A 23,019-nucleotide genomic window follows, 5' to 3' on the forward strand; every position below is an offset into this window, starting at 1 on the left:
AAATGACTAAAATAAACGTACGTTTTCATTCGTCATTTTAAAAGTGCTTCCCAGCCCTTATCAATAGAGGGTTACAGCCCTTCCACAGTACCTCTTTTGAAGGGTAATTGCAGTTTCGTAACAGCCTGATAATGAACCTATCCTTTTGTCGTATTTTGGGCTTTTTTACGTTTCGGGCAGATTTGGGGGTTTCGGGAGGTACGTGTTTTTTTGTATCTTTGTGCACAAAATGATACAAAAATGTATAGGCTAATTCATTTATTGGTACTTTTAGGGGTTACCTCTTTCATTTCATGCAATAGTAAAAAGCAATATTTCGAAGAGAGCGGCACTGTGTTTCATACCTTATACAACATCAAGTATGAGGCGCCGCAGATCCTGACAGACAAAATCGACGCAGAGTTGCAACAATTTAACCTGTCTCTTAATCCGTTCAATCCCAATTCGATCATCGCAAAGGTCAATAACAACGACACGGTGGAGGTGGACGATTGGTTTACGGAAGTGTTCAACAAATCGATGGAAGTTTCGCGCAACTCGGATGGCGTTTTCGACATCACCTGCGCCCCATTAGTCAACGTCTGGGGATTCGGGTTCAGCAAGAAAGAGAGCGTGACGCCGGAGATGATCGACAGCCTGCGGGCGTTCGTCGGTTACCAAAAGGTGCATCTGGACGGCCGGCGGGTGGTGAAAGACGACCCGAGGCTGCTGCTCAACTGTTCCGCCATCGCCAAGGGGTATTCGTGCGACGTGATCGCCCGCCTGCTCGAACGTGAGGGGGTGGAGAATTACATGGTCGACATAGGCGGCGAGGTGATGATGAAGGGCGTCAACCAGAATGGCGCGTGCTGGCGTGTCGGTATCAACCTGCCGGAAGACGACTCGACGGGCGTCGTGAACAAGTACGACGAGGTCATCCAGTTGTGCCGGAAAGGGGCGATCGCCACTTCGGGCAACTACCGCAACTTCTACATCAAAGATGGCAAGAAATATGCCCATACGATCGATCCGCGAACCGGCTATCCCGCCCAGCAGAGTGTGTTGAGCGCAACAATCGTTGCCGACGACTGCATGACCGCCGACGCCTATGCAACGGCTTTCATGGCGATGGGATTGGAGAAGGCACGGCAGATGGCTGCCTCGTTGCCGGATATCGAATACTACGTAATCTATGCTGATGATAATGGAAAGCACCAGATTGAATATTCAAAAGGGATGCTCCAGTATCTGCCCAAACGAAAAGCGATGCTTAGCTCGGATAAACCCTGATTGATTAAATATGATAAAACACTTCCCTAACCAGTTCGAATGTAGAATGGCAAAGGCAGGCGAGGTTTTATGCAATACCGAAGACACCGGCAATGTGTTACTGTTTGTTTCGTCCGGAAAGGTGGCTGTCCTTAGCAGGGAACAGGCCCCGGTCATAGAAGTAGACGAAGGATATTTTGTATTATTACCTGCCGAAAAAAGCTTTATTGCCACAGCTGTTACCCCGGCGCAGACCGTGCTTATGCAGGCCGGTCCGCTTTCTGAAATAATAACGGACGACCCGGAATGGGATCCGGATCGTCCTGTGATACTCCCTATATTCCCATCTCTTGCCAAAACCTTATATCTGATCGAACATTATCATAAGGAGGAACGGAACAGGTTGAATTGAATGATGTGCTAAATCATCATTTAATTTATGATGCAACTGACCTTGTCTGTTATGTTATCCTGGTGCAGGGTGACGAGCACCTTGTTGTTGTCGCTGTACTGCCAGTCGGTTACGGGGACGTTGTTTACCTGTACTTGGGTGGGGCGCTGCGGGGCGTCGATCTCCAGTTCGTATGTCCGCGACCGGTATATGCCGTCGTATGAGCCTTCGACGGGGAAGACGGTGAACTCGATCTTTTGCCCGCTTTGCTTGCATTCGAAGCGGGTGGCGGCGATGGCGCCCGTTTCGAAGTTGTAGGTGAGGCCGTCGTCTTCATACATCGTGTAGGAAGTGGTTCCTTTGGGGAAGACTTTCACCATTAATGTGTCCAGGGGCTTCTCGCCGATATACTGCATTTCCTTCTGGAACGGGATGATGGCGCCTTCGCGGACAAACAACAGGCCGGCCCTGTTGTCGGGAACCGTATGCTGCACCTCGCGGCCTCCGGCGAGCTTCTCGCCTGTCCAGTAGTCGATCCAGTTGCCTTTCGGCAGGTAGATAGAGTCGCTGAATATACCGACAAGGAAGTTCTCGCCGAACATATATTGATAGACCATATCGTCCGTCTTGCGGTCGTCTGGGAACATCAGCGGCATGGAGCGGACGATCGGCATACCGGTCTGTGCGCCTTCCAGGGCTGCCGAATAGATATAGGGCATGAGGGAATAGCGCAACTTCACATAGTCGCGGTACATCTTCTTTTCCTTTTCCGGGAAGTAGAAGGGCTGGTGCAACGAGTACCAGCTGTTGATCTGCACCCAGGGCAGGAAGAGGCCGAAATGCAGGCTCTGCAATTCTTCGTCCTTATTCACATTCATCACGTCGCAGGATGTGTTCATGAAACCGCTCATCCCGAGGTTCAACTGGTCGAAGAGGGCGGTGCGCCCGCCTCCGTTATCGCCGCTGGTCGAGGCGCTCCAATGCTGGGTTCCGGCCCAGCCGGCGGTGTAATGATGCCAGGAACGGCGTCCGGTATGCTTGCGGGTCATCTTGTACATTTGTTTCGGGAGAAGGACCTGGTTCAGGTTGTGCATTTCCTTATCCGTACGTCCGTTATAGTATTGGAAGTTCGGGTGTTCGTCGATCGTGCGGGCGGGGTCCAGCTTGAAGCCGTCTACGCCGTTGTCCATGAAGTGGGTCAGGTGGTCCATCCAATGTTCCAGCCCGGAAGTGTCTTTTCCGGCTGCGGCGGTCAATGCGTCCTCTTCGGCGATGCTCAGGTCATATTCTTCGCACAGCCAAAGCCCCAGGTGATAGCCCATCCCATGCAGGCGGCCGATGAGGAGGCGGTGGTTCTCCTTCTTCGGATAGCGGGTCGAATCCCAATAGGCTTCTGCCGAGAACAACTTATAGTTCCATTTCTTCTTGGTCGAGAAGTCATAGCGTTTCTCCATCCACTGGGGTTCGAGCCAGAAGAGGTCGCAGGGTACGCCCATGTCGCGGAACCGGACGGCATCGTTCAGGATATCGAACTGGTTTTCGAGCATGTTCGGGCCGAAGCATAAGCCGTACGCCCATTTCGGAAGCAGGTAGGGCTTGCCGGTAATAGTCGTGTAATGGTTGATCACGTCGGGCATCGAGTTACCGAACATCAGGTAGAAGTCTGCCTCGTCCGTCGTGTTATAGATGGAGAAGACATCCGGCTGGTAGCTGCCGATATCGAAGAAGTTCTTGCGTGTCGTATTGTTGAAGACGCCCCAGTTTTCGGAGCTGATCATAAAGGGCATCGGTATCTCGGTATGCTGGTAGGTGGTCCACATGCGGAGCAGTTCGCCGCGGTGCTGGATATGGTCGCGGCTCGTGCTGCCGCCGCCATAAAAACGTTCGCCGTCTTTGAGGGAGATGGAAAGGATGCTGGTGTTTTTATAGTCACCGGTTTCCGCCATGTCCTTGGATGATCCTTTGCTGCTGTCGTCGCCGATGATCGTACCGTTGTTCGGCACTTTCATATCCTTATATTTGGCGTTGATGACTTTGCCTAAGTTCGTACAGAGCGGATCGGCGGAGGTCAGGAAGACGGCTTTTTCGATAATCACCCGGCCCTTGCGGTCGGCGACGGTGATGGCACCGGTCTTTTTATCGACTTTCAACCGGTAGGCGCCGGTCGATACTTCAAACTGCTGTTTGTTGTCTTTCGGGGAGACCGCTACGGGTTCCCAATCCGTTTTAATGATGCCGTAGCGTTGCATCAATGACTCTGAAAAGGCTGGACGAGGCGTAATCCGTATCCGGAATATTCCATCCGTGCATACCTCCACATTCATATTCAGCCCGTTCTGCAGGCGGACGTCAAAGGTCTGTTTTCCATTCGCCGCAAAGACGGACTGCAGGAAAAACAGGCTTACAAGCAAATAGTAGATCTTTTTCATGATACTCAAAAGTTAATATCACAAAAGTACAGACTTCCTATTTGCCTTACCTTCAATAAATCACCTTAAAACATAGAATTTTGTCAATTCTTTACAGCTTCTTCAACTCCTGGTAGAGAAGCCGGACGGGCAGGCCCATGACATTGTAGAAGCTGCCGTTGATAGCTTCGACCGCCACATACCCGATCCATTCCTGTATGCCGTAGCTGCCGGCTTTGTCGAAGGGATGGTATTTATCTACATAATATAGGATTTCCTCGTCGTCCAACTCGGCAAAGCAGACTGCCGACGCGGCGGAGAAGGAGATGGTTTTCTCCTTTGTCGTGATGCAGACACCCGTTACGACCTCATGGACACGGCCGGAGAGTTTCCTCAGCATGGCGATAGCGTCTTCACGGTCTTTCGGCTTCCCCAGTATCTCATCAAAGGTCCACACAATCGTATCGGCCGTTATCAACAGCTCGTTGTCGGGCATTGTTTGCAGATAGGCTTCCGCCTTTTTCCGGGCCAGATAGACAGGGATGTCTTCCGCCTTTAATGTCTCCGGGTATGATTCGTCTATGCCGGGGATCACCTGCACTTCAAAATCAATATCCAATCCCGCCAGTAACTCACGCCGGCGGGGGGAGTTGGAGCCCAGGACGATCTTATATTTCTTTAAATTAGGTAATACCATATCTCATAATTCATAATTAATATCTCTCCTTTTCCTCTCTTACCAACCGAACGCCTCATCCCCCATCCAGTGCCCCTGTGCCTTCATCGTCTGTTCGATGATATCGCGGGCAACACCTTCTCCTCCGTTTTTATGGGAGATATACTTGGCTATGCGTTTAATCTCCGGTGCGGCATCGGCAGGCGCCACAGGCAAACCGACTAACTGCATCACTTCGTAGTCGGGGATATCGTCACCCGCATACATCACCTCTTCGGGTTGCAACCCTGTCTTTTCGAGGAAATCCCGGTAGTCATGGACCTTGACGGCGCTCTTCATATATATATGGGTAATGCCGAGACGGGAGAAACGAATCTTCACTGCCTCCGTATAACCGCCGGTAATGATCGCTACCTGGTATCCCTTCTTGACGGCAAGCTGCAAGGCGTAACCATCCTTTATATTGACAGTGCGCATGGGATCGCCGTTGGGATGCAACGAGACTACGTCGCACGACAGGACACCGTCCACATCAAAGACAAATGCCTTTATCTTATTCAGGTCATAATTGATACTGCTCATATTTGTGCCTCCTTATGTATGCTTTGGCTGATCAGCTGGTAGACAGACCGCATATCGGGGTCGTCCAGCATGGCCAGGTGTTTATTGATTACATTCTCGTCATAGCGGATAGCCGGACCGGTCTGCGCCTCGGCGGGCGTCATCGTATGCACCTTGGCTGCCGTCTCGTCGATAAGCGGCAGCAGGACATCGGCCGGTATCTCCTGCCCCTGTAATATTTTAACAGCTAACGCATAAATATGGTTGGTGAAATTACAGGCAAAGACGGCGGCCAGATGGAGGCTTTTACGTTTGTCGGACGACAGGAAACGGACATTCCCGGAAAGCGCTCCGGCTATCTGTTGCAGTTTGCCGGCGTTCTCCGGCGTATTGGCCTCCAGGAAAAAGGGGATCACGCTAAAGTCTACGGGACGCACTTTGCTGAAGGTTTGCATGGGATACATGACTCCATAATCGGCTGTATATCCGCTGAAGACATCCATCGGCATACTGCCTGCCGTATGCACCCACAACCCGTTGTTCGGCCTGATCCGGGCGATCACGTCTGCCAGTACCGTGTCTTTCAGGGAAAAGACATACAGGTCGGCGTCCGTATCGACCTCTTCAGGAACGGTTGTCCAGGGACAGCCCAACTGCGCTGCCAGTCGCTCGGCGTTTTCCGGTGTATGGCTATATACCTGCCCGATCCGCATTCCTTTCCGGTGCATTTCGAGCGACAGGCGGGTCGCCAGGTTGCCGGAACCTAAAAAGATGATCTTCATGCTTCTTCCGGTCCGTTTTCGCCCGGCATGGGATATGAGCCTAAATGTATCTTTTCCCATTGCAGGTGGGATTCGTCAAACGGTTTCCGTTCCTGGTCCTTATATCCGAAACCGATAATGGAAAGAACTTCTAACTGGTACGGGATATTCAACAGGCCGCGTACATACTGGGCGGCATCCGCATCGTCTTCCGTCTGGCGGTTCCGGATCTGACACCAGCAGCTGCCCAACCCGAGGTCTTCGGCCTGCAACTGCATATAGATGGAGGCGACGGAAGCGTCTTCCACCCAAACATCGCTTTCCATCACATTCGCCAGCACCACGACAGCCAGCGCGCAATCTTTCAGGAAGGCGGCGCCCACCGGTTTGCATTCCGACAGCTTTGCCAACATATCCTTGTCTTCCACGACAACGAACTGCCAGGGGTTCTTCCGCTTGGAAGCGGGTGCCATAAGGGCGGCTTTCAATATCATTTCCACCTGTTCCGGATTCAATAACCGGTCCGTAAACTTACGGGTACTTCTTCTGTTTTTTATCAGTGTTGCGAAACTTTCCATTTATATCTTACTTTATATATATTGCTAAACAGATAACAAAGGTAATTATTTAGCTGATAAAGAACAAAAGAATGAACAAGTTTGGGGCATACGGAAAATAAATCCTTATTTCCTGCGTTAGTAAAGCTATAACTATAATAGATTATGAAGATTCGTGCAATAGCTGCGCTACTATTTATATTATTTTCGATACCTGCTTTCGGACAGGGACGTGCAAAAATCAGCGGTTATGTCCGCGATGCAGACGGAAACCCGCTCGAGCTGGTCAATATCCGGGTGAAGAATACGTTGAACGGAACGATGAGTAATGAAAAAGGCCACTACTCACTCTCGGTTGCGACCGGGGATTCGGTCACGCTTATCTATTCATGCCTCGGCTACAACAAGGCAGAACGGATTATTCCACAGGTAACTAAAGACATGCGGCTCAATGTCCAGATGAACTATACCTCCATCGAACTGGGGGAAGTCACCACCACCGCAATCCGCAAACAGACAACAACCCTTGAAACGCTGAATGCCGACCGGGTGAAGCTACTTCCCGACCCTGCCGGGGGGAGCATCGAAAGTCTGGTCGTTACGTTTGCCGGCGTCTCCTCCAACAATGAGCTTAGTTCGCAATACTCGGTCCGGGGCGGAAGCTATGACGAGAATATCGTCTATGTCAACGGCCTCGAAGTATTCCGTCCGCTCCTGATCCGTTCCGGACAGCAGGAAGGGCTCAGCTTTATCAATCCGGACCTGACGGAATCCGTCAATTTCTCCGCCGGAGGGTTCGAAGCACGTTACGGGGATAAAATGAGTTCCGTTTTGGATATCACATACAAAAAGCCCAAAATGTTTGAAGGGTCGGCTTCTGCCAGTCTGTTAGGCGCCAATGCCTATATCGGAAGTTCTTCGGGGAAATTCACACAAGTGACCGGCTTCCGTTACAAGACAGGCCGTTCGCTGTTAAAGACCACCGACACGGACGCCGAATACGACCCGAACTTCATCGACCTGCAGACCTATATGACCTACCAGCTTGCCCCTAAATGGGAAGTGAACTTCCTGGGTAACTTAGCGATCAACAAATATACATTCATCCCCCATACGCGGGAAACGTCTTTCGGTACGGCAACCAATGCAAAAAAGTTCATGGTGTATATGAACGGACAGGAACGGGACAGGTTCGAGACCCTGTTCGGGGCACTGACACTGAAACATAACCCCAACGAACATACCGAATTGGGCCTGCAAGCCTCCGCCTTTACCAGTAAAGAAGAGGAAGGGTATGACATTGCCGGTGATTACTGGTTGGGAGATGCCGCCGAAGAAAACGGCGGAGATATGCAAGAGCTGTCCGTAGCCCGCTATAACGAACATGCCCGCAACCGGTTACATTCGAATATCATGAACGTCGGCCACTATGGAGTCGCCCGCCTGAAGAACAACACCTTGAAGTGGGGCGCAACCGTACAGATGGAGAAAATCAACGATAAAATCAATGAATGGGAAAAGCGGGATTCCGCAGGTTATTCGCTCCCGCAAGGCGGCGGAACGGTTAATGTGATCGCCAACCTGTTTTCCGACAATGAACTGGAAAGCACCCGCATCTCCGGCTACCTGCAGGATATATTCAAATTCCGTACCAAGCAAGGATTATTCACGTTAGTAGGCGGTGTACGCGGCAGTTATTGGAGTTATAATAAGGAATTTATATTCAGTCCGCGTGTTTCGCTCGGGTTCATTCCGAACTTCGACCAGAACCTGACTTTCCGCCTGGCTTCCGGCTTGTACTACCAGTCTCCGTTCTATAAGGAGCTGCGCACTACCGTACAAGACGAATATGGCAACAGCATCATCCAGCTGAACGAGAATCTGAAATCCCAACGCTCCATACATGTCATTGCCGGTGGCGATTATACCTTCCGGGCATCGGGCCGTAACTTCAAGCTCAGCGCCGATATGTATTATAAAAAGCTGGACAACCTGAATCCTTACACCGTAGATAATGTAAAGATCCGTTACTATGGGGAGAACTGCGCCCAAGGCCATGCGATGGGACTCGATGTCAAATTCTTCGGAGAGTTTGTTCCGGGCACAGACTCCTGGATCAGCTTCTCGCTGATGAAGGCGGAACAGAGCATCCGGGGCAGCAAATATGTTCCGATGCCGAACAGCCAGGGATATAACGTATCGGTCTTTTTCCAGGATTATTTCCCCGGCTACAAGCGTGTCAAGCTGAATTTGAAAGGCGTATTGTCCGGCGGCCTTCCCGTCACAGCCCCACGTACAGGCTATGAAGACGGTTATTTCCGCACGCCGGCCTACAAGCGTGTAGACCTCGGTTTCTCTTATCAGCTTGCCGGAGGAACGGATGCGATCATGGACCGGGGCTTCTTCCGCAACCTGAAAAACATCTGGCTGGGACTCGATGTGTTCAACCTGTTCGACATAAAGAATACAAGCTCTTATTATTGGATCACGAACATCGACAACCATCAATACGCAATCCCGAATTACCTGACCGGGCGCCAATTGAATGTCCGTCTTATTGTAGACTTCTAAAAAAGCGCTTGGTTAGTCATTCCACAATCACCAGCACCGGGTTAGCATCTTCGACCAATGTATCGATAAACGTCGGCCTTTCCGCACCCGGGTGCTTTTCCAGCCATTCGTCAATATCCTCAATTGTCATCACGCCTACCAGCTGTCCCTTGTTGTTAGTACGTACAGGATAGAACGGTGCAAAACCGGTAAGGTCATCTTGAAAACCTTTTTCTATTTTACTCATGGCAGTGGCTCCTGTCTTTTTATTGTAGAGCCCCACATAGCCTTTGTTGCCCTCTCCAAACCAGCCATTGCTTACGGCAAACACTATTTTGTCCGTAGTTTCTGTCATATCTGTTACAAAAACGTGATCGGACGTCATTTCCGTTTTTCCTGTTTCTTCAACCGGATAGCGCCATTTGCCGGTGTCAAACACATAGGCAATGGGAGTGTTTTCGGCTGTCATATCATAAATAGAGTCGTTAAACGCCTGATGGAAGCGAATATATCCATCGGTCTGCCACATTTGGTCTGAACCTTTTATTTCCACAACCGCTCCCACATCTTCACGCCGTCCTTTAATCCTACTGTATTTTAGGCCGCTATAAGGCATCAAGCTCGGATAATTTTGTATGGATACATCAAAATACCTGACACGCGCGTTTGGGTCAATGGGCTTTCCCTGTGTTACCACTGCCGTAGAATCGATCAGGTTCCCTTCCAGATTCATGCGCAGGAGAGAAATGTATCGGTCGCCTTCAGGACTGCTACCCGACAGTACTGTTGTCATCACCGTATCGTTGATCAACGGATAAGAAGTGAGCCTGCGGTTCATTATTGTCGAATTTATCGAACCCAGAAAACGACCGTCCATACTATATTTCACAATTCCTGTCGGTTTAAAGAAATAGAGTACGTCATTCCCTGATGCATCTAAGACCGGAACACTGCTTCCGTATGCCTCCGGATCTTGCCCCGGATGCCCTATCGTGGCTATGTATTTGCCTGTATTCAGATCAAAGGTCATACATCTTTGGCTACTGCCACGCCCCACGTTGCTTACAATGACATATTTGTCGGTTACCCAAAAATCCCAATGGTCAGCCACCAAGACACTATCGCTGGTTTCCAAAGGCACAAACCTGATTTTACTTCCCAGTTGAGATACTTTTAGTTCCTGGAGGTTCTCCATGGCCCCGGCTACATCTATAGTGTTCATATTAACCGTTCTGTCTACACCCGAACATGATATGAGCAAAAGCCCGGTCAGCAAACCTGCATATTGTTTTAATCTTTTCATTTTATAATAATTCATTATACATTTAATGTTATTCTTCTTTTCTATCTCATCCTAAGCCATAAAAACCAACTACGGCTGTAAAGGTAGAGAATTAATCCGAAATACTAACAAAGGCTTGATTTCAACTTGTCATAAACCTACCCGGAAATTACAATAACCCTCATTTCAACCGTTTTTCTATTTCATCCGAAATCTTGATCGATTTTGGATTGACACTTTTCACGGTTTTTAGACTTCCCGACTGACAACAGATGGAGCGAGGTGCCGGACCCATTCCAAAAAGTATGCAATTTGATTATTGAAAACCGAAAACGCCAGCAAAGTGATAAAGCTTAACTCCCGGAGAATCGCCTGTAGCAAAACAAAGACGGGCGGTGTTCCAAATATCCCAAGGAAATTCCGGAGGCTTGTCGCCATGACGACCGTCTTCATCGCCGTCGCGACCGTGTTCATTTGAATGGCGACCGTCTTCATAGGGTATGACGACCGTCTTCAGGGCGATGAAGTTCCGGGAAAATGAAATAAAGGTTGACTTCCCGGGAGCTTATTGCCGGGAAAGAGCAAAAAGTCCCTTTTTGATGCCTGAAAAGAGGGTTAACATTTATTTGATTTCGGATACCTTTTGAGACTGAAAAATACGTTTTATACAATAAGCCCTTTGGGTATTGAAAAAAGTATCCATGCCCATCCATCCTTAATTCCATGCCCATGCAATCCGATTTCCATGGGCATTGGATCCGGTCTGTTTACATTTGCAATCGTGAATCACCCGTTTCTGACCCCAATAAAGGCTTTTAAACATATTCAAATCATGCTGATAAATATTAATGAATTATTTCTCTATTCACAAAAAGAGTGTACCTTTGCCCGCATAGAACAAAAAACAATATTAAATTACTAAATTATTATTGACATGGAACTTACACATATCGAACATCTGGGTATCGCAGTGAAGAGTATTGAAGCTTGCCTACCGTATTACGAAGAAGTATTGGGTTTGAAATGCTACAACATCGAAGAAGTAGCCGACCAAAAAGTTAAAACCGCATTCTTCAAAGTTGGTCAGACTAAAATCGAATTACTGGAACCGACCAGTGAAGACAGCACAATCGCTAAATTCATTGAAAAGAAAGGTGAAGGCATCCACCATATCGCATTTGCAGTGCCCGATGTACAGGCTGCTCTGGACGAAGCTGAATCAAAAGGCGTTAAGCTGATCGACAAAGCTCCCCGCGGAGGAGCAGAAGGCTTAAGCATTGCTTTCCTTCATCCGAAATCTACATGCAGTGTATTGACAGAACTTTGCATGCCGGGAAAGTAAAAAAAGTAGTTCATTTCTAACAACAAATCAAAAATACAATGAGTAACCAACTTGAAAAAGTAAAGGAGCTTATCGCCCTTCGCGAAACAGCTCGTTTAGGTGGTGGAGAGAAAAGAATTGAATCTCAGCACAAAAAAGGAAAATACACGGCACGCGAACGTATTGCCATGTTGCTGGATGAAGGAAGTTTTGAAGAATTCGATATGTTCGTACAACACCGTTGTACAAACTTCGGTATTGAAAAAACTAAGTATCTGGGCGACGGTATCGTAACAGGTTACGGTACGATCGACGGACGCCTGGTATATATTTATGCACAGGACTTCACCGTATTCGGTGGTGCTTTGTCTGAAGCTTTGGCCATGAAGATCTGTAAAGTAATGGACCAGGCCATGAAAATGGGTGCTCCCGTTATCGGCTTGAACGATTCTGGCGGCGCACGTATCCAGGAAGGTGTAAACGCTTTGGCCGGCTATGCCGAAATTTTCCAGCGTAACATCCTGGCTTCTGGTGTTATCCCTCAGATTTCCGGAATCTTCGGTCCGTGTGCCGGCGGTGCAGTTTACTCTCCTGCTCTGACTGACTTCAACATCATGACTCGCGGAACAAGCTATATGTTCCTGACAGGTCCGAAAGTAGTAAAGACTGTTACAGGTGAAGACGTAACCCAGGAACAACTGGGTGGTGCAAGCGTACACACGACAAAATCCGGTGTGGCTCACTTCGCTGTAGACACAGAAGAAGACGGTTTGCAGTTAATCCGCAAATTGATCAGCTTCCTGCCGCAGAACAACCTGGAAGAAACTCCGTTGATCGAATGTAAAGATCCGATCGACCGTCTGGATGACAACCTGAACGACATCATCCCTGATAATCCAAACCAGGCTTACGATATGTACGAAGTGATCGGTACGATCATCGACAACGGCGAATTCCTGGAAGTACATGCAGACTACGCTAAAAACATCATCGTAGGTTTCGCACGTTTCAACGGTCAGACAGTCGGTATAGTAGCCAACCAGCCGAAAGTTATGGCAGGATGTCTGGATAGCAACGCTTCCCGTAAGGCAGGCCGTTTCGTCCGCTTCTGCGACGCATTCAACATTCCGTTGGTAACATTGGTAGACGTACCGGGATTCTTGCCGGGTACAGGCCAGGAATACAACGGTGTGATCCTGCATGGCGCCAAATTGCTTTACGCTTACGGCGAAGCTACAGTGCCTAAGGTAACTGTTACACTGCGTAAATCTTACGGTGGTGCTTACTGTGTGATGAGTTCCAAACACCTGCGCGGTGATATGAACTATGCTTGGCCGACGGCTGAAATCGCTGTTATGGGCCCGAGCGGTGCAGTAGAAGTTATCTTTGCAAAAGAAGTGGCTGCCGCAGAAGATCCGAAAGCTTGCGCTGCAGAAAAAGAAGCCGAATACAAAAAAGCATTTGCCAACCCGTACAATGCCGCTCAATATGGTTATATCGACGATGTTATCGAACCGCGTAACACTCGTTTCCGTATTATTCGCGCTTTACAACAGTTGCAGACTAAAAAGTTAAGCAATCCTGCTAAGAAACATGACAATCTGCCTCTATAATTCTTAAAACAGGAAATGAATATGATGAATAAGAAAATAGGGGTCTTGCTGTTGTTTGCTTTGCTCGTTTCATTCGGGGCAAAAGCACAGCGTGCAACCTCCATGCGAATAAATGAAGTGTTGGTCGTCAACGAAGACAACTTCGTTGATGAATACGACAAGCGTCATGCCTGGATCGAATTATTCAATAATTCGGCCGGTTCGGTAAACATTGCGGGATGTTTTTTGACAAATGACAAAAACAATCCGAAGAAGTATCCGATTCCAAAGGGTGACGTGCTGACTATTATTCCTCCGCGCCAGCATACGTTATTCTGGGCGGACGGAGAACCTAATCGCGGTACATTCCATGTTAACTTCACTCTTGACCCGTCTAAAGAAAATTATGTGGCACTTTACGATGCCGACGGGAAAACACTGATTGACGAGATCGTTATCCCTGCTTCACAAAAAGCGGATATCAGTTACGGTCGTATTATTGACGGACAGGAAGAATGGGCACAGTTGACGAAAGTGACCCCCAGTACGAACAATAAGACGCTGGACTCAAACGAAAAGATCGACAACTTCAAGGCAAACGATGCTTGGGGTATCGGTATGACACTGACAGCTATGGCTGTTGTGTTTACCGGGCTCTTCCTGTTGTTCTTTATCTTTAAACAAATCGGTAAATTCTCTATTGCGGCCAGCAAACGTAACGCACAGAAAGCAGCAGGTTCAACAACTGTTGCAGCTAATGCAGGACAGGAATCAGGAGAAATCTTCGCGGCTATCGGTGCTGCTCTGTATGAAATGAGCGACGATAACCACGACATCGAAAATACGGTTCTTACGATCCGCAAGGTACAAAGAACTTACTCTCCTTGGAGCTCTAAGATTTACGGTCTGCGCGAAGTACCCAAAAAGTAATTATCTTTAAACATAAACAAGAATGAAAAGTTTCAAATATACTATTAACGGTAACGTATATAAAGTACATATCAATTCAGTGGTAGACGACATTGCTGAAGTGGAAGTAAACGGTACTCCCTATCAGGTTAAGATGGAGAAACCGGCAAAAAAACAGATGGTCACACTGAAACGTCCGGCCCAGGCTCCAACGACAGCAAGCGGCGAACCTGTTGTTTCACGTCCGGCTGCTTCAACAACCAAAGGAGCTGTCAAATCTCCGCTGCCAGGTGTAATCCTGCAGGTTAACTGTAAAGTCGGCGATGCTGTGAAGAGAGGCCAGAATCTGCTCGTCCTCGAAGCCATGAAGATGGAAAACAACATCAATGCCGATCGTGACGGTAAGATCATTGAAGTAAAAGTAAACAAAGGGGATTCCGTACTGGAAGGTGCTGACCTCGTCGTAATAGGATAATATTATGTTAGGATCAGTATTATTACAAGCAGCAGGCGCAGCACAGGAAAGTTTCCTCCAGTTTCTGGGAGAAAACCTGCAGTTGTTCCTCACTTATACAGGGGTTTACAACGCGACACCGGGTCATCTTGCAATGATCCTTATCGGTCTGTTGTTCATCTTCCTGGCTATTAAATATGAATTTGAACCTATGCTCCTTATCCCTATCGGATTCGGTATTCTGATCGGTAACATTCCTTTCAAAGATGCCGGATTGCAAGTAGGTATTTACGAACAAGGTTCTGTGCTCAACATCCTCTACCAGGGTGTAACCTCCGGATGGTATCCGCCGTTGATTTTCCTCGGTATCGGGGCTATGACCGACTTTTCCGCTTTGATTTCCAATCCAAAGCTGATGTTGATCGGTGCAGCTGCCCAGTTCGGTATCTTCGGTGCTTATATCATTGCTCTTCAGATGGGATTCGAACCGAACCAGGCTGGTGCTATCGGTATTATCGGTGGTGCTGACGGTCCTACGGCTATCTTCCTTTCTTCCAAACTGGCACCGAACCTGATGGGTGCGATTGCGGTATCCGCTTATTCATATATGGCGTTGGTACCTATCATCCAGCCACCGTTCATGCGTTTGCTGACTACTCAGAAAGAACGTTTGATCCGCATGAAACCGCCGAGAGCAGTTTCTTCTACGGAAAAGATCGTTTTCCCGATCGTAGGTTTGTTGCTGACTTGCTTCCTGGTTCCTTCCGGTCTGCCTCTGTTGGGTATGCTGTTCTTCGGAAACCTGTTGAAAGAAAGTGGTGTGACACGTCGTTTGGCTGAAACAGCCCGCGGTCCGCTGATCGATACGATCACAATCCTGTTGGGTGTAACAGTTGGTGCTTCCACTCAAGCAACTCAGTTCCTGACATGGAACTCTATCAAGATCTTCGGTCTGGGTGCCCTGTCATTCGTGATTGCGACTTGTGCAGGTATCCTGTTCGTGAAGTTCTTCAACCTGTTCCTGAAAGAAGGCAACAAGATCAACCCGCTTATCGGTAACTCTGGTGTATCCGCCGTACCTGACTCGGCCCGTATTTCTCAGAATGTAGGTTTGGAATATGATCCGACCAACTATCTGTTGATGCACGCTATGGGTCCGAATGTGGCCGGTGTAATCGGTTCTGCTGTTGCAGCCGGTATCTTGCTGGGATTCCTCGGATAATCGATTTTATTCTACATAAAAAGCCTCCGCATCGTCGATACGGAGGCTTTTTTATATCCGGGCCTTATCAGATATTTTGTTCTATTGTCAGTGGGTCCGTTTCCGGATTGGCCTCCTGTTCCAATGTCGTTCCTAAAAATAGCCAAATCATCAACAAGACAATCGCTATCACAACTCCAAAGATCAACAGTACATTTACATTCTTCCGTCTCATATGTATTCTTTTCCTATTTAATTTGGAAATAGAACAAGACGTTTACTTGTTTAGTTTAGCTTTCCTCTACTTTTGTTCTTTATTCAATTGAGTAAATATCTTGGAAAAAGTTTCCTGTGTCATGTCCAGATAAGAAGCGATGTTATAACGGGGAACATGTTTCATCAAATAATGTATCTCATGTGTATCCATATAATGCCGGACTCTTCCTTCAGCCTGGTTACTGCGCATCCGGAATATCTTTTCTTCACTCTCGATGGCATACATTTCAAGTATCCTGCATATAACAACGATAAACTCAGTGCTCTCATCCCACAGCCTGTCAAAATGCTCCCGGGTAAAGCAAACGGCCATCGTTTCTTCCGTTGCTTTGATATTAATCAGAGAACGCTGCTTTCCCAAAAAACTATGCCATGACGTACAAAAGTTTCCTTCCCCGGCAAATCGCATAATACATTCTTTCCCGTCTTTATTATAGAAGCAGGAACAAAACCCGCTTGCTATGAAAAACAGCACATTACACTCCCGGCTCTCGGTCAGCAACAATTCACCTTTAGAAAAATGGGACGGGACACTATTATCATAGATCATCTCACGAAGACTTTCGGAAACCGGATGGTAACGGTTCATCACGGCAAACATTTTCTCATAAGCCACATCATATAGCATCTTCCTACTATCTTCCATTTGTTTTCTTTATTTTAGTTCAATAAAAATCTTATCTCTTTTTTTATTTGAGATAAAAAGACTTTTTGTGACAGAAAAACCTCGCTGTTATTTTATGCGAAGCTAAAAAAGTCTGTACTAATTTCTATTGATGTAAAATAAGAAATGCTAATAGAGGACAAAAGAACCGTCCCCATAAAAGCAAGGAGTCTGCTCTTGATAGATTTTTTTGGAGTTTTCTGAAACATTTGAGTAAATATACCGATATAATTCATCGGCCGTCACATGCCCGTCCTGATTCATATCCGCTCTCCCACGCAACCCCATTGCCAGAAAATAAGTAAATAATCCGGTACGCGCTTCATCCAACACTAATGAAGCCTGATTGGTTGCAGACGAAGTAAACACTCTGAAATTCGGATTCCGGAGCCAAGGCTGGAAAAGCAAAGGTCTTACTTTTACCCCTTTGGTTTGCATAAGATTTAGAGGAGAACCCGCTTGCGAGAACTTACCTAACCCGCTGAAACAGGCATCAATAAAGACTGTTGTACTCTTCGTCGGCAGCTTATCCAGCTGTTCGAACAGAGCGTTCAGGCTATAACCCTGTTTCTCTATCAGCCTCATTTTGCTGTCTACAGGAAGCATATAAACATCTTTTCCATCGGCAGCCGAAACACCGTGACCCGAATAATAGACAAACAAATCGGTCTTTCCTTTTTCAATTATCCGGGATAATTCACCTTCTTCGGCATTGAATAAATTCTCAAAAAAGAACCCGGACACCTCTTTGTTTTTATGGACAATAACCTTGTCAACCCCCAATAAAGCTTTAAAATAACGGGAAATCAGTTCCGCATCATGAGCGGCATAAGGTGCAGCCGGAATAAAGTCATATTGCTCCACTCCTATTATAACCGCCACTGAATAAGGACGTACAGTCACATCTTCCGGTAATGAATCCAGGTCAGCAACCTGTATGGACGATACATAATTGTTCTTCAATGAGCCTCCCGGCACATTCGACTTTGAAGACGGTTCAACCATGCTGAACTGCACCGGAACGGAACGGCCGGATATCTTCTTTTGCGCTGTAGCTTCCGGTAAACAACCCAAACAGAGCAATAGTATAAATGATAATATTAATTTCTCCATTCTTCTTTTTCTTTCATTTGAAATACGAAACAATAACAGGCTTTAAAGAAGCACAGGCCGGTATTACTTTTCCCGGTGCAGCACCTTTATAAGAAGGGTCGCAAATCATATATTCTTTATTCCGGTACTTCAACGTCCCACCCTTATATCCGGGACGGCTTTCAACTGCAAGAGCCACATGAGCGGGATAATATAAGACCAAGACGTCACCGCCCACATACCGCCGTATCAACCACGACAAAAATACAGATAAATCTTCACAATCCGCATAGGGGTAAAAGGCTGTTTCTTCCGGAAAATAATAAACCTCCGAGCCATGTACCTCTATATCGGGTTTATGCGTAAACGTATGCTGGACAAAATTCAGCAGCCACGTAATCTGTTCCAAGCCCGGTTTTCCCTCCAAATGATTCTTGACAACCGTATCCATATATCCGGCAAAAGCTTCGGAAGGGGACGAACTGAAATAAACAGATAAATTACAGAACGGATATGTAGCATAAAAATTAAGCAGATTCCGGTTTACATGCTTTACGTTATCTTCCGGGAACACTAATGCATCCCGTATCTTCAATGATACGAGATGTTCCGCCTTCGGATAGTCGGAAGATATAGAATAAAGTTTCTTCAAATGTCCGGAACCAGCATCCAACACATAATATTTTTCTTCTCCCACCCGGATAAACGGAAGCCTGTAAACCTCTTCGGCAAAAGGAAGCAGCAAGACCAGCGAGGCTTTCCCCGTCCGGCCGATTTTTACTCTGTAACCGGCGTTGCTCAATGTATAAAATAAGAATAAGGTCCGTTCCCGTTGTGAATATGATGTATATTGTTGTTGGCTAATCTGTTTAAGCAACTGATAATTGCCCCAGTCATTCAAATGCAGTTTCCGGGAATATCCCCGATAAGTTCCAAAAAAAGAAGTAAAATCTTCTGCTGCCAGCTTCCGCCACCCGTCTGCCACTGCCTTTTCCGACAATCCGGACAGAGACAAAGACTTTGCCGGTAAAACAGGCAGTTGCAAGGTACATCCGAAAAAAGTGTTATGCGGACTACCCGCTGTTTTCTCTTCCATCACCTGAATTGATGACGGAGCAAGAGCACTCTCACCGCCTCCTGCATAAACGGGAGGTTCCGTTCCTTCATACACCGTAAACTCCTGCCACGCCTGTTCCAGATAATCGGCAAAATCACGGTTTATGCTATCTTGAAAAGTATAAAAGTCCTCTTCTATAGCAGATAAATAATTTTCAAAATCGTCCTCCGCACTCACTTGGGCAGTGAGGGAGTCCGTATGCCCGACACTCCACAAGCTAACAATCAAAAACCAGCCATATAAAGAAAGACTTTTCCCCATATCCGCACTTATTCAGAAAGAAAAGAAAAATACTGTTCGCTCTTCTGCCCTTCCGGGATACGGCGCAACCATCCCAAGACACCGCTGACTGTCATTTCACCGGTATAAGGGATATCATCCCGGGTAGCGACTACCAGCAATATATTCTGCTCATAACGGGCCGGACGATTCCCTTTCTCGACACTATAGGCGACCCACTGACTCCGTGGAAACGAATACTCCACTCCTTTCCGGAAGAGAGAACGTTCTTCATATTCACCCGGATATAACAGATCAACGCCAACAGCGTCAAAAACAAACAGATGGTAATAGCAATCCTGCCCGGCCGTCAGAGAAAAACGCAATGACTCACCCGTACGATACGTATTATTCAAACCAGTCAAAGTAAAGCTAAATGAACCGGGCTTGGAAGAACATTGTGCAGCCTCAGCCGAGATGACAGCCCAGGCAATCTCACTCGCCCACTTCCGGTCACATCCCATTACGAGCTGGACTTCCACACTTCCGTCCGAACATTCCTTATACACTTCCATAAGCGGATAGAGATTGGATAGCCGTGTCGTAACCAGGTTCTTACTGCTTGCAATCGTCTGCATCACCGTATTTCCGTCCGAAGTTTCCATGCGGTTCGTCACAAGTTGTCCGACACGCGTTTCCATCAGTCCGGCCAGCTGCACTTTTGCCAGACTTTCCGCCTGCATACGGGCAGCATCAAAACTATCGCCTTTCGACCGGACCGAGACAACAAAAAATCGAGCTTCACCCTCGGCGTCTTTTTCCCGCTGATAACGCCAGGATTCGGCCAGCTGCTCTTCCAACGGGAGCTTTCCGGCCAATGTCCGGTAACCTTCGGTCAGCAGCTGGCGACTTGCTTCCTGCAATTGCTCGTCTTTCGCAATCCGTACAGTTCCATTTTCCGGTTGCCGGGCCTTACAGGCAAACAGGCATAATAAAACGAACAGGGAAATCCATTTACTCCGCATCCTGTTCCTCCTTCTCTTTTGTTTCGACAACCGTACTGTCCGTGTCCATCACTACGGAATCGCCCGAATGAAAAACAGGCGGCTCGTTCATCTCCAAATGCAAGTCTTCATCCGATGGAATATGTGTAAAATAATAACCTCCGCCTGCCAGTAACACCAACAAGCCGGCAACAGCAGCTACACGGGTAAAGAGAGAGAAGTCTAAACGGCGTGCAGGAGAAACAACCTCTTCCTCCTCATTCGCCAGCCGTCGCATACGCTCCAGCTTTATCCGGCAAGCCTCACAATGAAGCAGATGAAACTGAAAAGATGCCGTTTCTTCCGGGCTTAACCTGTTCAGGAAATAATCCTGCAACTGCTTATCTTTATGTTCTTTACAATCATCCATGTTTTTTATTTCTTTTCAGAAGTTCGACAAAACGCAACTTTAATGTGCGGCGGGTACGGACCACATCCTGTCTCAATTTACCGGCCAGCCGATCTTGCTCTTTACCTGGCATATCTACCCCTTTTATCGCTGCAATCGCGTCATACGACAATCCTTCCACATAATGGAGAAAAATCAACTCCGTCTTTTCCTCTATATCACGGGTTAGCTCCGTATACCAAGGTTCCAGCTTATCCCACAGAATGACAGTCAGACAACGTCCGACCTCGTCTTCATTTTCGCAATCGATATCCGCAAGTCCATTCGCCAGCAAACAGGTCTCCGGAATTTCCTCTCCCGCAGATTGAAACAGATCGGCTGTCACCTCTCCCGTCTCGGTCAGCGAAATATCCGGAAGATTATGTTTCCGGAATGCTTCCCTGCACTTATTCAAGCAAATGCGAGCAATATAATTACGGAAATGGAGGGAGGTTTCAAATTCAGGAACAGTCTCTCCCATTACCTTATCATGCAATAACAAGGAAGTATCACTCCAAGTATCCTGTAAAATCTCCTTTCTATATAGTATTGATACGGATTGCCCGGATGTGACATTCTGAGCTATCTTTTTTATTTTCAGATATAAACCATTCCAGAATTCCGGATCATCTTTTTTCAACCGGACAAGCAACCCGTCCAAACCGATCGGAAAACGATTCCGGCATGATTCGCGGCACACCTCCTCCAATTGTGCCGGACTATCGGCCGAGAGAAACCAGGGATAGTCATTCCTGAACAGTTCATCATCCAGCATAGCCGATAGTTTGAAAGCAAGTGTCTCCGGCGGGACAGCCAGATCTTTATCTATCGTAGGCTCTTTGCACTGTTCACGCAGATATCCTGTAATCCGCTTCTTTAAATAAAACAGGAAACGTCTGAAAGGCGCATTCAATCCTTCCCTACGAATAAAACCGGCATAGTCCAACTGTTTATAAAACAAATGCAGCACCTCTTTACGCCAAGCAGAAAATCGGGTATAATCGTTAAAGACAAAAGAATCAACCTTTCCCAATAGTGGCAATAGCCGTTCAACCCCCTCTTCGACAGAAGAAAGCAAACCGAATCCGATCAATTGATAGGCTTCACATTCCTTTCGGATCAATTCTGTTATCACTTCCCGCTCCGTCATTCCCTGCATTAAAAAAAGAATCCGACAGCACCGTTTACTTCAAAGAAAGAAAATGCTACTGTATTCATACCCAAAGATACAGCAAGTTTCTTATACCGGAAAATACCTCCCAACTCAGCCTCAACACCTTCCGCACTGTTTTGTGTGTTGACAGCCCACAGATCACCGGTCCGCTGCTCATTCGAATAGTCGAACGTTTCCGCATGCCATATTAAGCGCCGGTATCCGTAGCCGGCTCCGGCATATAGATAAAGAAAGCCGACAGGCCGGTACAGTACCCCGCCGGTTATTCCCAAACGGCTCCGTTTCGCGGTTTTATCAACCACATAATAATCAGTTTCCCCCTTATAATTGAAAACGCCTGAATTATCACAAGTATAAGGCGCATCGTCAAAAGAGAAATTTGTTTTCCCCCTTACATAGCCACCCCAACGGGCCACACGCCCATACATCAGGCCAAAACAGGACGAACCGGAGACATTATACATCAGCAGATTTTCCATCTTCTGTTTTTCCTTTACCACTTCTCCCCTCAGTTCAAAGACAATTTGCCCCTCCAGCTGACCCATCTCGTCCATCGCCTGCCAGATAACCGTCTTCTCTCCGTTGGTCTCCACCTTCCCGATATCCCCCTGTACCTGTACCAAAGGACCGGCAAAACTCTCCCCTCCATTCGTGCTGACATACAAATTCAAAGCCGCAAACGAATCAAACGGCAGACGACCCAACGTATAATGCACCTGCACCGCCCGCCCGAAAGGCTCGAAACGGACGTTGGTAATACGTTGCGCATGAGATTGCCCCATCACAAACCAGCTAAAAAAGCAAATGATCCAAATTATCTTATTTTTCATATATTAAGAGACAAAAGTAGTGGAAATATATGAAGTTAACAAAGAGACCAATCAATCACTTACTTCTTAACAACACGTCCCATTCGGCATACAGCTGTTAAGAATCATGCAAGAGAAGCCTATTTCTTATTTTACATCAAGATTTATCCTATATATATGCCCTATTTTTGCAAATTATAATATTACAAAAAAGATGTTTTCTTTTATTGGAGATATAATCGGATGTATTGTATGGGGTATTGCGATAACAACCTTGTTGATCGGGATTGTTATCATAATACCAAACTTGCTGTACAACAGATTCC

General features: G+C 47.2%; 23 protein-coding genes. 8 read left to right on the forward strand and 15 right to left on the reverse strand.

Translation table 11 applies throughout. The features are described from left to right. The first annotated feature begins 240 nt into the window (after positions 1 to 240). Together DWU89_RS13520 and DWU89_RS13525 are read left to right on the forward strand one after the other, a co-directional pair. Positions 241 to 1,269 (forward strand): FAD:protein FMN transferase, encoded by a 1,029-nt coding sequence (locus DWU89_RS13520; protein ID WP_115500162.1) that lies wholly within the window; start codon positions 241 to 243, stop codon positions 1,267 to 1,269. Positions 1,270 to 1,279: 10 nt separating this feature from the next. Next, entirely contained in the window at positions 1,280 to 1,660 is a 381-nt protein-coding gene (locus DWU89_RS13525) for a cyclic nucleotide-binding domain-containing protein (protein ID WP_115500163.1), read from the forward strand. A 20-nt stretch (positions 1,661 to 1,680) separates the two neighbouring features. Here the strand turns inward: DWU89_RS13525 and DWU89_RS13530 are convergent, their stop codons facing one another. The 5 genes from DWU89_RS13530 to DWU89_RS13550 all read right to left on the reverse strand — a co-directional run bounded on the left by DWU89_RS13530 (position 1,681) and on the right by DWU89_RS13550 (position 6,623). Continuing rightward, positions 1,681 to 4,068 (reverse strand): glycoside hydrolase family 31 protein, encoded by a 2,388-nt coding sequence (locus DWU89_RS13530; RefSeq protein ID WP_115500205.1) that lies wholly within the window; start codon positions 4,066 to 4,068, stop codon positions 1,681 to 1,683. 91 nt (positions 4,069 to 4,159) lie between these two features. Beyond that, positions 4,160 to 4,744, reverse strand: a complete 585-nt coding sequence (locus DWU89_RS13535) for a Maf-like protein (RefSeq protein WP_115500164.1) — start codon at positions 4,742 to 4,744, stop codon at positions 4,160 to 4,162. A 39-nt stretch (positions 4,745 to 4,783) separates the two neighbouring features. Beyond that, the gene (locus DWU89_RS13540) at positions 4,784 to 5,305 is read right to left on the reverse strand and encodes a KdsC family phosphatase (protein WP_115500165.1); all 522 of its coding nucleotides are present in this window, start codon (positions 5,303 to 5,305) and stop codon (positions 4,784 to 4,786) included. Further along, entirely contained in the window at positions 5,302 to 6,066 is a 765-nt protein-coding gene (locus DWU89_RS13545) for a Rossmann-like and DUF2520 domain-containing protein (RefSeq protein WP_115500166.1), read from the reverse strand. Before DWU89_RS13545 ends, DWU89_RS13540 begins: the two co-directional genes overlap by 4 nt. Next, positions 6,063 to 6,623 (reverse strand): nitroreductase family protein, encoded by a 561-nt coding sequence (locus DWU89_RS13550; RefSeq protein WP_115500167.1) that lies wholly within the window; start codon positions 6,621 to 6,623, stop codon positions 6,063 to 6,065. Before DWU89_RS13550 ends, DWU89_RS13545 begins: the two co-directional genes overlap by 4 nt. 144 nt (positions 6,624 to 6,767) lie before the next feature. Between DWU89_RS13550 and DWU89_RS13555 the strand changes: the two genes are divergently transcribed. Beyond that, entirely contained in the window at positions 6,768 to 9,173 is a 2,406-nt protein-coding gene (locus DWU89_RS13555; RefSeq protein ID WP_115500168.1) for a TonB-dependent receptor, read from the forward strand. A gap of 16 nt (positions 9,174 to 9,189) precedes the next feature. Here DWU89_RS13555 and DWU89_RS13560 read toward each other — a convergent pair whose 3' ends face one another. Next, complete coding sequence (locus DWU89_RS13560) at positions 9,190 to 10,455, reverse strand: DUF4934 domain-containing protein (RefSeq protein WP_115500206.1); 1,266 nt, start codon at positions 10,453 to 10,455, stop codon at positions 9,190 to 9,192. Positions 10,456 to 10,683: 228 nt separating this feature from the next. Next, on the reverse strand, positions 10,684 to 10,929 hold the full coding sequence (locus tag DWU89_RS20645; protein WP_115500169.1) for a hypothetical protein: 246 nt from the start codon (positions 10,927 to 10,929) through the stop codon (positions 10,684 to 10,686). A 439-nt stretch (positions 10,930 to 11,368) separates the two neighbouring features. On the opposite strand from DWU89_RS20645, the gene mce reads away from it, so the two are divergent. Genes mce through DWU89_RS13595 form a run of 5 tightly spaced genes read left to right on the forward strand, consistent with a single transcriptional unit; the run spans position 11,369 to position 15,932 of the window. Further along, entirely contained in the window at positions 11,369 to 11,776 is a 408-nt protein-coding gene (mce, locus tag DWU89_RS13575; protein WP_115500171.1) for a methylmalonyl-CoA epimerase, read from the forward strand. Between the two features lie 38 nt (positions 11,777 to 11,814). Further along, positions 11,815 to 13,368 (forward strand): acyl-CoA carboxylase subunit beta, encoded by a 1,554-nt coding sequence (locus tag DWU89_RS13580; protein WP_115500172.1) that lies wholly within the window; start codon positions 11,815 to 11,817, stop codon positions 13,366 to 13,368. A gap of 21 nt (positions 13,369 to 13,389) precedes the next feature. Continuing rightward, on the forward strand, positions 13,390 to 14,277 hold the full coding sequence (locus DWU89_RS13585; protein WP_115500207.1) for an OadG family transporter subunit: 888 nt from the start codon (positions 13,390 to 13,392) through the stop codon (positions 14,275 to 14,277). 22 nt (positions 14,278 to 14,299) lie between these two features. Then, a complete protein-coding gene (locus DWU89_RS13590) occupies positions 14,300 to 14,731 on the forward strand; it encodes a biotin/lipoyl-containing protein (protein ID WP_115500173.1) in 432 nt (143 codons plus the stop codon). A 4-nt stretch (positions 14,732 to 14,735) separates the two neighbouring features. Next, positions 14,736 to 15,932, forward strand: a complete 1,197-nt coding sequence (locus tag DWU89_RS13595) for a sodium ion-translocating decarboxylase subunit beta (RefSeq protein ID WP_115500174.1) — start codon at positions 14,736 to 14,738, stop codon at positions 15,930 to 15,932. A 67-nt stretch (positions 15,933 to 15,999) separates the two neighbouring features. On the opposite strand, the gene DWU89_RS20800 is transcribed toward DWU89_RS13595, so the two are convergent. From DWU89_RS20800 to DWU89_RS13630, 8 genes are all read right to left on the reverse strand, one after another. Then, positions 16,000 to 16,146: a hypothetical protein gene (locus DWU89_RS20800; protein ID WP_167451685.1), complete on the reverse strand. Its 147-nt coding sequence runs from the start codon at positions 16,144 to 16,146 to the stop codon at positions 16,000 to 16,002. Positions 16,147 to 16,212: 66 nt separating this feature from the next. After that, on the reverse strand, positions 16,213 to 16,833 hold the full coding sequence (locus DWU89_RS13600; RefSeq protein WP_115500175.1) for a Crp/Fnr family transcriptional regulator: 621 nt from the start codon (positions 16,831 to 16,833) through the stop codon (positions 16,213 to 16,215). Positions 16,834 to 16,980: 147 nt separating this feature from the next. Next, positions 16,981 to 17,964: a caspase family protein gene (locus tag DWU89_RS13605; RefSeq protein WP_115500176.1), complete on the reverse strand. Its 984-nt coding sequence runs from the start codon at positions 17,962 to 17,964 to the stop codon at positions 16,981 to 16,983. A 13-nt stretch (positions 17,965 to 17,977) separates the two neighbouring features. Continuing rightward, positions 17,978 to 19,321: a hypothetical protein gene (locus DWU89_RS13610; RefSeq protein ID WP_115500177.1), complete on the reverse strand. Its 1,344-nt coding sequence runs from the start codon at positions 19,319 to 19,321 to the stop codon at positions 17,978 to 17,980. Positions 19,322 to 19,329: 8 nt separating this feature from the next. Then, positions 19,330 to 20,304 carry a DUF4384 domain-containing protein gene (locus tag DWU89_RS13615; protein ID WP_115500178.1) on the reverse strand — a complete coding sequence of 325 codons (975 nt, stop codon included), beginning with the start codon at positions 20,302 to 20,304 and terminating at the stop codon, positions 19,330 to 19,332. Further along, the gene (locus tag DWU89_RS13620; protein ID WP_115500179.1) at positions 20,294 to 20,692 is read right to left on the reverse strand and encodes an anti-sigma factor family protein; all 399 of its coding nucleotides are present in this window, start codon (positions 20,690 to 20,692) and stop codon (positions 20,294 to 20,296) included. The genes DWU89_RS13615 and DWU89_RS13620 overlap by 11 nt, the downstream gene beginning before the upstream one ends. Continuing rightward, positions 20,685 to 21,860 (reverse strand): RNA polymerase sigma factor, encoded by a 1,176-nt coding sequence (locus tag DWU89_RS13625; protein WP_147292117.1) that lies wholly within the window; start codon positions 21,858 to 21,860, stop codon positions 20,685 to 20,687. The genes DWU89_RS13620 and DWU89_RS13625 overlap by 8 nt, the downstream gene beginning before the upstream one ends. Positions 21,861 to 21,868: 8 nt before the next feature. Then, positions 21,869 to 22,714, reverse strand: coding sequence for a hypothetical protein (locus DWU89_RS13630; protein WP_147292118.1), 846 nt, complete (start codon positions 22,712 to 22,714; stop codon positions 21,869 to 21,871). Between the last annotated feature and the right edge of the window lie 305 nt (positions 22,715 to 23,019).

The sequence above is a fragment of the Parabacteroides acidifaciens genome, assembly GCF_003363715.1.
In the GTDB taxonomy this organism is placed as follows: domain Bacteria; phylum Bacteroidota; class Bacteroidia; order Bacteroidales; family Tannerellaceae; genus Parabacteroides; species Parabacteroides acidifaciens.